The organism is Neobacillus kokaensis (genome assembly GCF_014656545.1).
Classification (GTDB): domain Bacteria; phylum Bacillota; class Bacilli; order Bacillales; family Cytobacillaceae; genus Neobacillus; species Neobacillus kokaensis.
In genome coordinates this window covers 88,006-102,126 of sequence record NZ_BNDS01000003.1, presented here as the reverse complement: position 1 = coordinate 102,126, position 14,121 = coordinate 88,006, and the positions used below count along the sequence as shown (strand labels likewise).

10 protein-coding genes and 1 pseudogene are annotated in these 14,121 nt (G+C 37.4%); 2 read left to right on the top strand and 9 right to left on the bottom strand.

What is annotated here, in order from left to right; genetic code table 11:
- Positions 1–94 precede the first annotated feature (94 nt).
- Positions 95–778: a response regulator gene (locus IE222_RS05035; protein ID WP_240009760.1), complete on the bottom strand. Its 684-nt coding sequence runs from the start codon at positions 776–778 to the stop codon at positions 95–97.
- A gap of 93 nt (positions 779–871) precedes the next feature.
- Positions 872–2,014: a sensor histidine kinase gene (locus IE222_RS05030; protein WP_191270357.1), complete on the bottom strand. Its 1,143-nt coding sequence runs from the start codon at positions 2,012–2,014 to the stop codon at positions 872–874.
- 361 nt (positions 2,015–2,375) lie between these two features.
- Here IE222_RS05030 and IE222_RS05025 point away from each other — a divergent pair, with 361 nt between their 5' ends.
- Positions 2,376–3,011 carry a YigZ family protein gene (locus IE222_RS05025; protein ID WP_191270355.1) on the top strand — a complete coding sequence of 212 codons (636 nt, stop codon included), beginning with the start codon at positions 2,376–2,378 and terminating at the stop codon, positions 3,009–3,011.
- Between the two features lie 200 nt (positions 3,012–3,211).
- A complete protein-coding gene (locus IE222_RS05020) occupies positions 3,212–4,207 on the top strand; it encodes an LCP family protein (RefSeq protein ID WP_191270353.1) in 996 nt (331 codons plus the stop codon).
- A gap of 185 nt (positions 4,208–4,392) precedes the next feature.
- Here IE222_RS05020 and IE222_RS05015 read toward each other — a convergent pair whose 3' ends face one another.
- From IE222_RS05015 to IE222_RS04985, 7 genes and pseudogenes are all read right to left on the bottom strand, one after another.
- On the bottom strand, positions 4,393–5,436 hold the full coding sequence (locus tag IE222_RS05015) for a glycosyltransferase family 4 protein (protein WP_191270352.1): 1,044 nt from the start codon (positions 5,434–5,436) through the stop codon (positions 4,393–4,395).
- Between the two features lie 201 nt (positions 5,437–5,637).
- A complete protein-coding gene (locus IE222_RS05010) occupies positions 5,638–6,375 on the bottom strand; it encodes a WecB/TagA/CpsF family glycosyltransferase (protein WP_191270350.1) in 738 nt (245 codons plus the stop codon).
- Between the two features lie 147 nt (positions 6,376–6,522).
- Positions 6,523–7,308 (bottom strand): annotated as a pseudogene (gene tagH / locus IE222_RS05005) (teichoic acids export ABC transporter ATP-binding subunit TagH); the annotation flags it as partial.
- A gap of 49 nt (positions 7,309–7,357) precedes the next feature.
- Entirely contained in the window at positions 7,358–8,188 is an 831-nt protein-coding gene (locus tag IE222_RS05000; RefSeq protein ID WP_191270346.1) for an ABC transporter permease, read from the bottom strand.
- Positions 8,189–8,299: 111 nt separating this feature from the next.
- Complete coding sequence (locus tag IE222_RS04995) at positions 8,300–9,505, bottom strand: CDP-glycerol glycerophosphotransferase family protein (RefSeq protein WP_191270344.1); 1,206 nt, start codon at positions 9,503–9,505, stop codon at positions 8,300–8,302.
- Positions 9,498–9,896: a glycerol-3-phosphate cytidylyltransferase gene (gene tagD / locus IE222_RS04990; RefSeq protein ID WP_191270342.1), complete on the bottom strand. Its 399-nt coding sequence runs from the start codon at positions 9,894–9,896 to the stop codon at positions 9,498–9,500. The genes IE222_RS04995 and tagD overlap by 8 nt, the downstream gene beginning before the upstream one ends.
- A 454-nt stretch (positions 9,897–10,350) precedes the next feature.
- On the bottom strand, positions 10,351–13,935 hold the full coding sequence (locus tag IE222_RS04985; protein WP_191270340.1) for a CDP-glycerol glycerophosphotransferase family protein: 3,585 nt from the start codon (positions 13,933–13,935) through the stop codon (positions 10,351–10,353).
- Positions 13,936–14,121: the final 186 nt, after the last annotated feature.

Here is a 14,121-nt window from a genome sequence, read left to right as displayed (position 1 = left end):
ATTGCATTATTTACCCTTAAAATGTGAATTTCACAAAATCTTTTCCCAAAAAAAGAACACGCATTTTCTGCGTGTCCTTAAAAAACGTATATAACTACCTAACTTCCACCCAGCCATTTTTAATGGCAGAAACAACAGCCTGTGTACGGTCGTTGACATTCATTTTTTGCAAAATGTTGCTGACGTGGTTTTTAACTGTTTTTTCGCTGATGTAAAGCGCCTCGCCGATGCCGCGGTTGCTTTTTCCGTCGGCCAGCATTTGCAGGACTTCACATTCACGGCGTGTTAATAAATGCAGCGGGCGGCGAATATCAGCCGCAGGAACATAGGATCCGCCGCGGGAGACACCGGCTGCGAGCTTGCGGTATTCGTTGACTAAATTATGCGTCACCTTCGGATGCAGGTAGGACCCGCCATCCGCGACAACACGGACGGCCTCAATTAAGGCATCTGCGTCCATCTCTTTTAATAAGTAACCCATGGCACCGGTTTGGAGCGCATGTGTGACATAGTTTTCATCATCATGGATCGATAGAATGATGACCTTTGTTTTTGGATATTTTTCAATTAGTTCGCGAGTTGCTTCGACGCCGTTCATCTGCGGCATGTTGATATCCATAATCACGACGTCCGGACGATGCTCCTCGACGAGTGCCAATGCCTCCGTGCCGTCATCACCTTCCGCGACAACTTGGAACGATTTTTCAAACTCTAATATTCTTTTAACACCTTCTCTAAAAAGTTGGTGGTCATCGATTATAACAATTTTTGTAATCATTCTTGTACCCTCCTGGTCCTTTTCACTTTATTAAAAAATAAAGGTGGTGTAATCTATCGGAAAATTTTTAGTTAAACTCCATCTTCAGCTGCTTTAGTTGATTAACGGGACACGAATGAATATCTCAGTTCCCTTACCAATTTTTGAATCGAACGTGATTTCTCCGTTCAGCAGATCAACACGTTCCTTCATACCAATGATTCCAAACGATTCCGGTTTCTTCTGATTCAGGTCAAAACCGACTCCGTTATCTTTAATTAAAACAGCAACGGCTGTGTTGCTTATTTCCAATCTCACTTTAATCTGGCAGGCATTCGCATGTTTCAATGCGTTTTGTACGGATTCCTGAATCATCCGGAACAGCGCAACTTCATACTTTGTCTGCAGCCTGCCTTCTAGTCCAATATTTTCAAATTCAATCCTAGATTGATTATGATAATCTTCGATGGTCTGTAAATACTTTCTAAGGGTCGGGACAAGCCCTAAATCATCCAGCGCCATTGGACGCAGATCGTAAATGATCCGCCGGACCTCGTAAAGTGCAGAACGAACCATCTTTTTGAAACTTTGAATCTCAGTAAGCGTCGCTTCCGGACCTTCTTCACGATATACCCGGTCAATTAAATCCGAGCGGACGATGACATTTGCCAGCATTTGAGCAGGGCCATCGTGAATTTCCCGTGAAAGACGCTTTCGCTCCTCTTCCTGGGCTTCAATAATTTTCAATCCGAAATCCTGTTTCGCTTTTGCATGTTCGTAGGCCTCACCGAAATATTTCAAGTCACTCTGTAAGTAATTCATGACAACGGAGATTTGCGAAATAAGCTGGTCTGCGCGATCGATGGTTTCAGTTAAACCAACAAGTCTTTTCTCAACGTCATCACTCTTTTCTAGCAGCTGCTTTTTAAACTGCCAGTTAATAGAGAGATCCATCTGAAGCTGATGCGCTTTTTCGTATGCTTCGCGCACCTCTTCTTCACTAAACTTTTTAAAATTCCGGCTTACTTCTGACAGCCTGCTGCGCGCTTGATGGACCTGTGACTGGAGCTGCATTTCCTCCTCCAAAAGCTTGGCCATCGTTTGCTTAATTTCGGCTAATTCATTCGTCAGCTTTTCATAATCTTGACGACATTGTTCACTAATAAGGAAAATATCACTTTTACTGCACGTAACAGTTTCAATCATATCCTCTCGAATTTCATCAATTGATTTTACTTTTATTTGTTCTAGTTTCATTCCTATTACCTCCAGGGGGGAGTATTTCCCTATTGGCCCGTTAACAATTTTGCCTCTATATGCAGTGGATACCAATTAAATTACTCAGCTCAATCACTCAAGAGTCCCTCAAAATCGGGAAAGCATTGTATAATATAAAAGTATTATGCTATTTCCAAATTGCACTGATTAACCTCATTGTTACTTTGGCTATTATAACATTCGAACTTTACACCTATATTAAAGGTATATTTCATTATTTTTTTAAAAAAATTTCATGACTTTTGTCTCACAAGCTTTTTTTCGAAATAAATGTGGTTTTGGCACAAGCTGCGTCTTAAGGTTTGATCGCCCTTTCCACTAAAAAAGGAAGGATCTTTCAATGCTATCTCGTTATTTAACAGTTAAAGAATATGGTGAACATGAAATCATAATCCAAAAATCCCGGTTTATTGCTCAGATTAAGCGCGTTGAAACGGAAGCCGATGCTCAGGACTTTATCCAAGAAATCAAGAAAAAACATTGGAACGCTACGCATAACTGCTCTGCCTATCTGATTGGCGAGCACGATCAAATTCAAAAGGCCAATGATGACGGCGAACCAAGCGGAACAGCCGGTGTCCCTATCTTAGAGGTATTGAAAAAACGAAACCTTAAGGATACCGTTGTAGTTGTAACCCGTTATTTCGGCGGGATTAAATTAGGCGCCGGCGGTTTGATTCGCGCTTATGGCAAAGCAACCTCTGAAGGTCTCGATGCAATTGGAATTGTCGAAAGAAAATTAACACAAGTTGTTCATGTCAAAATTGATTACACATGGCTTGGGAAAATTGAGAAAGAACTTCGGGCTTCTGAGCACAAAATTAAAGAAATTCATTATTTAGACATCGTTGAAATTGAAACATACGTTGATGAAAGTCTTGTCCAGAGCTTCAAGGACTTGATGATTGAATTAACTAACGGACAATGTACACTACAGCAAGGTGAAACCGTTTATTTAGAAGACTACATTAGTTAGTAACGGCATGATCTTTGACTTTGATTATATTGGCACTAGTAGAAAATTACAATTGGGAAAAAAGTCGAGCTTTTATGATGAATTAGTAAATTATTACCTGCCAAAAATTATATTTTACCAATCAAGCAATCTATTATAAAATAAAGTTTGGCTTATCTTTTTAGTCAGAATTCGACAGCTTTCTATTAAGGAGGAAATGTATGTCTATAAATAGACAATCTTATATACAAAATCAAAAGAAGAAAAAAAGACGATTGAAACGATGGGTCTGGTTTGTCGCTCCAATTTTGATCTTGCTTTTAGGAGCGGGAGCCTATGCCGGCACATTGTATAAAAAAGCGGAATCAGTGATGAATAAATCCTATAAACCAATTGAACGCGACTCGGCAAGAGCGAAGCCGCTGACGATTGATAAGACATCGATTTTATTAATTGGAGTAGATGACAGCGATAAGCGGAAAAACAACGGTCCCGCCCGCTCTGATGCCTTAATGCTGGCTACATTTAATAAAACCGACAAATCGGTCAAACTGCTCAGTATTCCGCGTGACTCTTACGTTCACATTCCCGAAAAAGATATTTATACAAAAATCAATCATGCTCACGCCTATGGCGGTGTGAAGCTGACGCTTGAAACGGTGGAAGAATTATTGGATGTCCCTGTCGATTATTATGTTAAAATGAATTTCAACGCGTTTATAGATATTGTTAATGCACTAGACGGGATTACGGTTGATGTTCCATATACTTTCTCGGAGCAAGACTCGAAGGACCGCGCCAAAGCGATTACGCTGGAAAAGGGTGTGCAGAATTTAGATGGTGAACAAGCCCTTGCGTTTGCCCGCACAAGAAAAATGGACAGCGATATCCAAAGGGGCGAAAGGCAGCAGCAGATTATGAAGGCCATCGTGACAAAGGCTGCCTCAGTTAAGTCACTCGGGAATTACACTGACGTAATGGAAGCAGTTGGGAAAAATATGACGACAGATTTAACATTTGATCAAATGAAATCCTTTTTAGGCTACCTACAAGCTGGTAACAATTTAAATATCGAAACGTTCAGCCTTGCCGGTCAAGATTCATATATTAACTCCGTTTACTATTACCAACTGGATCAAACCAAATTAGAAGAAACAAAGAAAATATTACAGGATCATTTACACGTAACAGACGATACAAATAAAGCTGTAAATTAAAACCCGGAGAGATTCTCCGGGTTTTCTTGCGAGGAAAATGGTTGAAGCGATGCTATAGTATAGGAGTAAAATCTTCTAAGCTAATTGAGAGAGTATTACTACCTCAAACTTTTTAAAGCCTTGCTCACACTGCCATTTTCTACAAAATAAAAACCGGCGGGAAGCAAAGTGTGTTTTCCTGCTTCCTACCGGTTTTTTAGCATCCCCATGATGCGTAATAGTGGTCGATAGTTTTTGTTGATTAAGCCGATGTTTTCGACGAAGAGTTCAATGGCCACCAGTAATATAATAATGAAGATAATCGATCCCCAGACCGTTGTCATCGTGAAAATAAAGGCTGCCAGTCCAAACATGGCACTCATTGCGTAAATCAATAGAACGGTTTCGCGATGGGAATAACCAAGCTTTAGAATGCAGTGGTGCAAATGTGATTTATCCGGTGCTGATAATGGATTTTTATTATAAAGCCGGCGGATAATCGCAAAAAACGTATCCGAAATTGGAACACCCAAGATGATAATCGGAACGACAAATGAAATAACCGCGATATTTTTAAAACCAAGCAAGGACAATACGGATATCATATACCCTAAAAACAAGGCTCCTGAATCACCCATAAAAATCTTTGCAGGATGGAAATTATATTTTAAAAAGCCTAACGTACTGGCGATTAGAATAACGCCCATTGCAACAACATAAGTATTTCCCATAACAACAGCCATACCGGTAATCGTTAACAACGCAATTGAGGAAACACCTGCGGCCAATCCATCCAAGCCGTCAATCAAATTGATGGCATTAGTGATGCCAACAATCCAAAGCACGGTTATTGGAATACTGAAGACCCCAAAGTCAATCCGCCCATTAAATGGAAGATTAATGAATTCTACATCAACCCCGCCCCATATAACAACTAGAGCAGCAGCTATTTGCAGCAACAGCTTTACCTTTGCAGAAAGTTCAAAAATATCATCCAACACACCAGTTATGAGAATGATCACACCGCCAGCAACAATTGCTGCATGATAAGAGCTTTCAGGCTGTAAAATCAAGATTCCAAAAAGGAAGCTGAGATAAATAGCCAAGCCGCCAAGTCGAGGCATAATCCTATGATGTACCTTGCGATGATTTGGTTGATCCGTTGCTCCTACTTTAAAGGCAAGTTTTTTTATAATTGGAGTAATAAGAATAGAGCATAAAAAACATAATATAAAGGTCAGGTACAACATGTAGACCCTCCTTACGGATAGGATGCCCCTCTAAGATAATTTAGAAACAGGCACATATTTCTAAACACAACGCATTCATTATAGCACAGATTATTTACAAAGAATATATAAGAAAAACACAAGAAATTTACAATTCGGATAAAATGTTACATTTATATTTCACTGGTCCATCCTATTGGACGAAAGTTATTTAAAAAGGTTTCAATTTGTTTTGTCTGATAATTTGATCTTAAAAATTTGGACTAAAAATTGAGGAAGTGCCAGCATCCTTCTCCATCTCGTCGGCTGCTTGAGTAAACGATAAAACCATTCTAAATTTAACCTTCGAAAGAATTGCGGTGCCCGCTTTACCTCTCCTGCAAGAACATCTATACTTCCGCCAACTCCCATAAATAGCCCTTTTGAAAAACGGGGCAGGTTTTCAACAATCCATTCTTCCTGCCTTGGATAGCCTAATGCAACAAACACAATATCAGGTTTAGCCGCCTGAATCTCTTCAGTAACTATACCCTCTTTCCAATCAAAATAACCATGATGACTTCCGACGATTTGCAGCTGCGGATAACGGCTGGCAATATTGGCAACGGCTTTCTTATTCGTTTCTTCTTTTCCACCTAATAAGTAAATCCGCCACTTGTGCTCATTCCCAAGCTCAAGGAGGCGTACCGTCAAGTCGAATCCTGCAACACGTTCTTGAATGGGAGTATTTAAAATTTTAGAAGCCATCACAATCCCAATGCCATCAGGGACAACCATGTCGGCTAATTGAACGATTGCATTATAATCAGGATGTTCATAGGCAAACATTGCGATTTCGGGATTTGCGGTGACGACAAAGGATTTTTTATTGCTTTGTATATTATTTTTTAAAATCTCAATCACTTCGTTAAAGTTCTTGTTTATAAATTCAATTCCTAATACGTTTACCGTGTTTTTCATGATTAATTCCTCTTTACTATTCTTGACTTAGGACATTACTCGTTCTCACCGGTAATTATACAGCTTTTTTTATAAAGAAAACCTAAATCAGCGGCAAGAAGACCTACCAATTTAGGTTTTATATAAATGTTTTTATATAGTGGCCAATCCACTTTGTTTTCGTATTACTTCTTCACGAAACTTTTTTTGCTCTTCTTTTGTCATTGCTTTGTATTTCTTTAAAAATTTCTCATATTCAGGAACAACCTCTTTTACAGGTCCAAAATCCTTTATTTCTCCGTATTCAAGCCAAACAGCTTTATTACAGAAGCTTTTTATATCCCTCATATTATGGCTTACAAAAAATATAGTTTTACCCTGATCCTTAAACTCAAACATTCTTTCCTTTGACTTTTCTGCAAATACCTTATCCCCAACAGAAAGTGCTTCATCGACAATCAGGATATCAGGATTGACTGTAACAGAGATTGCAAATCCTAAGCGGGATTTCATTCCGCTTGAATATTTTTTTACCGGTTGATCAATAAATTTACCGATATCGGCAAATTCGATAATTTCCGGTTCCATCGCCTGAATTTCCTTCTTTTTAAACCCAAGCATTAAACATTTCAGTTCAATATTTTCCCTGCCTGTTAATTGATGGTTTAAACCTGATTGAATAGCAATTATCGAAGTCTGACCTATGGTCTTAACAGTACCGGAAGTCGCTGGGATTACACCGGCAATAATATTGGATAAAGTAGATTTCCCCGACCCATTAACCCCTACAAAGCCAATAACATCACCTGGCTTTGCGGTTAAAGAGATATTTTGAAGGGCATAAAAATCCTCGCCATATCCTCCGGGCATAATTAAATTCAGAAGTTTTTCTTTAGGTGATGTATGCATTTTGTATTTTTTATATACATTTTCTAAAATTACAGTTTCACTCATTTATCATTTCACCTCAATATAGGAAGCGCTAAAAATATTTACTCAAAAACTATAGATAATCCACAAATTGATGTCTAAATTTAACATGCAGTACTGAGCCGATTAAAAACATAATAAAGGTTAATACCCAAAAATACAAAGTATAAAGAGGATTTTCCGTTGCATACCAGCTTGTACCTAATAATGATGCCCTGAATCCTTCAACTATGTAGTATAAAGGATTTAACTTTAACAAGAATGCCCAGTTTTGTCCATTTATAATGAACTTATCTGTATGCCATAGAAGAGGTGTCAAATACAGCATCATCCTTAAATAAGATTGCAGGAATTGTTGAACGTCCCTTATGATGGTTGAAAGTGTTGACATAATAAGAGCAAAAGATAATAAAAGAAGCAACTCTGCAAGCAAAAAATAAGGTAATTGTAAAAAATATAATGACAGTTTAAACTCAGTAAATTGTAAAACGATGGTTACAACTGCTATCAGTATTAAATGAGTATAAAAGTTGGCCATAATCACATAAGAAGGAATTGTACTCATTGGAAAGTTCATCTTTGCAATTAAATTAAGCCTTGAATAGATAGATTTGGAAGAGTTTAACATTGATGGATAAATAAAAAACCAAACAATCATTCCTGTTACCATCCAAAGAAAAAATGGAACTTCGGCCCCGTTTTCCATCGTTACATTCTGCCCTTTACGGACTCCTATTCCAAATATAAACCAATAGATCAATAATTGGGTAATCGGATTCAATACTTCCCACAATCGTCCTAAGTAATTATTCGAATTTGCACTTTTCATTTCAAAAGCAGAAAGCCTTAAAATAAGATAAAAGGAACTAATTTGTTCTTTTATAATTGTGATCATTGACTTCATTTAGATTGTCCTTCCTTTAACCATGATAACCTTGTTCATTATACATTAATTTTCCCAAATAGACATTATAAAAAACAATGCTTCGAGCAGTAACATGTCTCGAAGCATCTTTTAACTATATGCAGAAGTTTCCTGAAACGCTTGAGGGCTTTTTTCCAAAAACATATAATGAACCATTTTTGCACTTGAATAGCCTTTGGAATACTTATTCCATAGTTCAGCGTAATAAGCGACTTTATCTAAGTCAAAGCTATTCTGCTTGATTAATTCAATAATCGAATCTGTATCTTTTACGATAGGTCCGGGCAGATTATCTTCGAACCCTTTTAAAACGCCGCGCTTCACTTTATATTCCTCTAAATCATAGGTAAAAAAGATCATTGGGCGTTGTAAAAGGGAATATTCAAACGGAATAGAGGAATAGTCTGTAATCAAAATATCAGAGACTATTAGCAGCTCATTAATTTCGTATTCATCAGAAGAAAAATCAAAAAGAAAGCCAGCCGGCCCTCTTCCAATATCAATCGAATTTCTAATAGCCGGATGCAGCCGTAATATTACTATATACTCATTTCCAAGCGCTCGTTGCATTTTCTCAACATCCAGCTTCAGTGAGAAATCATTTATTTCATCATCACGATAGGTAGGAGCATATAAAATAACCTTTTTTCCTATCAATTCAGGATGTTTCTGTGCGAATTTTTCCAAAACCTTATGCTTAATTTCTTGATTATAGAAAAAATCTGTTCTTGGAATTCCTGTTCTAAGTATATTCTTTTCCTTTAGGTTAAAGGATTTCTTAAAAACATCCGCCATCACTTCTGAACCTACAATGACTTTATTAAACCTGCTGTATACCTGTAAAAAGCGCTGATTTGCCCGATTGCTGCGATTTTTAATGGATTCATCTTCCAGACCAAATTTTTTCATTGCTCCCGATGCATGCCAAAGCTGAATACATTCTACTCCAGCTTTGAATTGAATAGATGCTAAAAATCCAAAATAATTATCAATTAAAATATTCCTAGATGTAGCCAAATGGTAAACGGATTTAAACCAATCCAACAAATGAAGGGTTTCAAACGGTATTGTTTTTACACCATGATAATCGTTAAATTTGTTTAAGCTGGTTCCTTTGCAAAGAAAAACAACCTCTGTTTGAATGTTTTGTCGTTTCATTTCCTCAAAAATATATTGACTGTTATCACCAAAGCTGATAACAAAGGTTGTTTTGTTTTTAAGCGGTAATTGGTTAAAAATAAAAAAGACACACTTAAAAACAAATAAATACAAAGAAATGGCTAGTTCTCTAGCCATTCTTTACCACATTTAAGTCATCTTTAATCTTAGAAGTTGAAATACCAATTGTTCTTGGTAAATAAACAACTTCACAATAATCTTTAAGGAAATCAAATTTGCCTTTCCAATCATCGCCCATAACGAAAATATCAACATTATGGTCAATAACATCTTGGATTTTCTGATCCCATGTATTTTCAGGAATTACTTCGTCTACATAACGGATGGATTCCAGAATCATTTTTCGATTATCAAAGCTGTGATATGCCTGTTTATTCTTCCCTTTGTTAAATTCATCAGTGGAAAGGCCAACAATAAGGTAATCGCCTAAATCTTTGGCACGGCGGAGCAAATTGATATGTCCAAAATGGAGTAAATCAAATGTTCCGTATGTTAAAACTTTTTTCATAAGAGATAATCCTCCTGATTTTATTGTGGGAAAATGGTTTATTTTTTATTCAAGAAAAAGTCGAATTTTGTTTTATAAAACTACACCATATCATTATAAATCTAAGAATCTTAAATTTCAATCTAAAAATTTTCCATAAAATACCCAAATGGAAAATGAGGTAAACCTTTAGGCAGTCGGCACCAGGACTATTGTAATTCTTAACCAAGTATGATGTACATACTCAGTCATTTTTTCCATCTTCTAAGTTAACTTGATACCATCTTTTGGATGATTCCATGATTAATTTATTATTTTCGTCCAATGAGAAGAAATATACTACTATCCTGAATTTTAAATAAGAAGTAAATAGTCCCCTGTAAACTTTTTCATCTAAATGAAAAAAACGTCATATTTACTTAAAAAAAGAAAATGGAATAACCCGAAAATCATCCGATGACTTTCGGGTTTTCTTTTATTCAAAAATTTTGTAAAACGTTCCCATAGCACGATTATTGTACTCGCTTGGTACAAACATTTCCGCTTTATAATCGGACTCGTCCTTCAACATCTGTTTTAAACCGTTCTCAAGTCCATCAATGCTGTTTTCGACTAACAACCCATACTTGCCATCCTCTAGGACAGTTCTATTTGCCACGATATCGGTTGCAACGATTTTCATTCCATGAGTCATTGCCTCCAGTAATACCATTGGCTGCCCTTCATAATGGGAAGACAACACAAAGCAATCGCATTTTTTCATAAAACGAAACGGATTTTCAACCTGTCCTAGAAGATAAACACTATCTTCAACTCCAAGCTCTGAAATTAAATTTTCCAACTCAGGTCGCAATGGCCCTTCGCCTAAAATATAGAGTTTTGTGTTCTCATTGTCTTTATGAAGCCGGGCAAAGGCTTGAATTAAATTATCTTGTCCTTTTTCGGGAGAAAGCCGCCCCATGGTGATAAAATTATAGTGTTCCTTGGATGGTTCAGCTATAAATCTGCCACCGCGCAGTATACCTAAAGTTTTGACATTTTCAAACGCACGCTTATTTAACCAGCCGATTGGCTCAGCTTCGTAACTAATATGATAATAAACTTCATCAATGGTGCGCGCTTCCTTATCTATTATTACCGTTTTACCATTAAATTTTTGAATGTCAGCTAACATTTCTGCATCAACAACCCCCGGCAATTTCCTCCAAATAACGTCGCTATCTCTTAACTTTATATCGGCTGTCTTTTTAACGGCATTTTCCGTATAAATAACAGGTTCCTTCAGCAACGTAAAGGCATGTTTGTCAAGCCAGCCGATTCGTTTCCCATCGTTAAAGAATAAATAATACGTACCTTTAGCGGTCTTATTACTTTTCGTTACAATCACTTTGGCATCGGCTAATTCATTGGCAGCCATCACTTTTTGTCTTCCAGGATTCGGATAAGGTTTCGACCATACGATAAAACTTCCTGGATTAGAAATGACTGCGAGCTCATATAAATTTTTTTCCTCAAGCGTTCGATTGTTGAGAAATGAACGTGTTTTTCGATAATTGGCGATTTGAAAGACAGAGGTCTTTATCCTTCCCTTAGCAGCTGTTTCTTTTAACACGGTTAAGGCCGAGGACTCAATCCAGCCAATGACCGCTCCATTAATTGAAAACCTGCTATAGATGCCGCGATAGGTTCTCGCCTCTGCATCAACGGTGACCATCATCCCTTTATAGTCTGTGGCGGATGATATTTTTGCGGCCCCTTCCGTTTTATAAGGTTCGCTCCAAATATCATGACCGTAAACATGACTCACAACTGCTACTTTGTTTACCGCGTTTTCAGATAAAATCCGATCTGGCAATAACTCAAAGCATTCCCTGGCGAGCCAGCCGACAATCCGATCATTGACAGAAAACTTGTAGTAGCCATCTATCCCATATTTAGCTTCACGTAAAATGGCGACCTCTTTATTTACATAATATTTGGCTGGAGCAATTTTTTCAGCCCCGTTCACACTTGGCGGGCGATTCCATACATCATGATCTTCGGGCTGAATAATGATTGCTGCTGACTTAAAAATAATATTACTTATGACCGTCTCTTTATGATCCGTGTGAGGAACAGCCTCCTTAACTTCATCCTCTTCCTCCGCCATGCGTAATATTTTTTCATGATTAATCGAGTTCATGACAAAATCAAACTTTTCTTCCTCTGCATATTTGGCTAAGTTCTGTTTATTAACCTCCATAGTGCCTTGTGAAACACTGACAAGCTTGTCAAATCGATCATAGACAGAAAACAGTCCTCTTAAATTGATTCGATGCGGTCTACGTCCATTAATTACCTTCTCGCTATCTGACAACAGATTGCTATGAAGATAACAAATTTTTTTCTTTGCCTCGTTGGCAAGAATATATTTTGCCCAATACAAACTGTACCCGCTAAAGTCAATCACATAATCAAACTGAGTTCTGCCGAATAAGCGACTGCAATCACGCTTATACGCCTTTTCCGGATAAAGCTTTTTCATAAATGGAGTATGTGCACCACGGTTATGGATAACTTTATCACGGTAAACCTCATGAAAACTATACATCGGCATCCCGCTGCGAAATAGGAATCGGACCTTTTTATTGACCTTCTCCATATTATTTAATGCTTCCTTGGAATTCGTCGGCTTCATAAACACGCTGACATCATATCGGTCAAAATCAACATTGTCCATCAAATTAATAAAAGAAGCCGTGATTCCGTTATTCATCATCCCGCCAGGATAAATCAAAATTTTCTTTTTGGACGGCTCTAATCCATCGATAACATTTAGCGGGGCTTTGCTTCCTTTAAAAATATAATCAACGACTCGTTCTGTTACCTTGCCATTATCATGATTGGTAAATCGTACTTTTGCCTGCTGATATACTTTTGCAAAATCCGCAAGTACCTTGTTGAGATCCTCGATAGCATCTGCCACTTCCTGAATTGTAAATAGAGTCGGCCCCGGTAGTTCATCATCCTCTAAATAACGACCTCGTTCATCATTGTAATCATCATAGTCCCAGACATAGAAAAGAATTGGTTTATCGGTCACCAAATAATCAAAAAAGATACTGGAATAGTCGGTAATTAATACATCCACCGTACTTAGGAGCTCATTTGTATCAACATAATCTGGAATTAATTGTTTCTTTATCTGCTCATAATTTCTTGCCGTCTCGTATAGATATGGGTGCACTTTAATGAGTAGATTATAGGTCTTACCCACTTGTTCTTTTAGGTAATTCATGTCTGCAATAATTTGAAACATGTCATTCTTCGCCTTCGTGACATTAGTTCCTTTCCAAGTTGGGGCGTATAGAATTGTCTGCTTATCGGGGTCAATACCTACACCTAATTCGCTGAGATAAACTTTAATCTGGCTAGGGTCGCTTTGATAAGTAAGGTCAATCCTTGGGTAGCCTTCCTGAAGTATTTCACCATTGTAAATCCCTCTCAGCTTATAACTGTCGAGAAACATATCGGTTGTATGTTCATTCGGGCTTAATAAATAATCAGCGCTGAGAAAATTCCGGACAACATTGTGTGAGTTGGACGGATTCCCCGGGATATCAAATCCCATGCTTTTTAACGGAGTCCCATGCCAGGTATTGATATAAACTTGATTAGTTTTGGGAGTAAAGAAAGACTGAAAGGTGGAGTTATTGATTAAATATTTACTTGTAGCCAGCCGTTTAACATATTCCCGCGAGTTTCTTTTGACAAAAGAGACATTTTTCAAATTTCGATATTGATTGATCACATAGCGTAATTCTTCAAAGCTGTTCACAGACCATATATGCTTGTAATCCTGATAATCGGGATGATGTAATAAATATTTAAAAATGGCATAAGGACTATCGGTCATGCTTTTCCCGTCCCTGCTTTCATAAAGGATTGTATTATCCAATACCTTTAATTTTTCATGATATCGTGTATATTGATAATTCCTCCGATGGCTCGTCTTTCTAACATACTGATACAGCGGGTCGAACAAAAACTTGGCCCGTCTTTTTAATACCTTTTTGTTCATCAAAACTCTACAGCTCCCTTATCCTGCTTGTCTTTTTGTAACGATCATCTATTAAAGATTTGCTCAATAGAGGTCAATACATGTAAAAACCCGATCTAATACAGTTTTTTCCACAAATCAAACAGGTATACATAGGGGAATTGTTTTACATCTAATTCCTTAAAAACAAAAAAATACATGACAGAC

Coding starts and splice junctions, on each gene's coding strand:
- IE222_RS05030 (WP_191270357.1), bottom strand. CDS start 2,014: ATGAAACTAGAACAAATAAAAGTAAAATCAATTGATGAAATTCGAGAG.
- IE222_RS05020 (WP_191270353.1), top strand. CDS start 3,212: ATGTCTATAAATAGACAATCTTATATACAAAATCAAAAGAAGAAAAAA.
- IE222_RS04995 (WP_191270344.1), bottom strand. CDS start 9,505: ATGGCTAGAGAACTAGCCATTTCTTTGTATTTATTTGTTTTTAAGTGT.
- IE222_RS05035 (WP_240009760.1), bottom strand. CDS start 778: ATGATTACAAAAATTGTTATAATCGATGACCACCAACTTTTTAGAGAA.
- IE222_RS05000 (WP_191270346.1), bottom strand. CDS start 8,188: ATGAAGTCAATGATCACAATTATAAAAGAACAAATTAGTTCCTTTTAT.
- IE222_RS05015 (WP_191270352.1), bottom strand. CDS start 5,436: ATGTTGTACCTGACCTTTATATTATGTTTTTTATGCTCTATTCTTATT.
- tagD (WP_191270342.1), bottom strand. CDS start 9,896: ATGAAAAAAGTTTTAACATACGGAACATTTGATTTACTCCATTTTGGA.
- IE222_RS05025 (WP_191270355.1), top strand. CDS start 2,376: ATGCTATCTCGTTATTTAACAGTTAAAGAATATGGTGAACATGAAATC.
- IE222_RS05010 (WP_191270350.1), bottom strand. CDS start 6,375: ATGAAAAACACGGTAAACGTATTAGGAATTGAATTTATAAACAAGAAC.
- IE222_RS04985 (WP_191270340.1), bottom strand. CDS start 13,935: ATGAACAAAAAGGTATTAAAAAGACGGGCCAAGTTTTTGTTCGACCCG.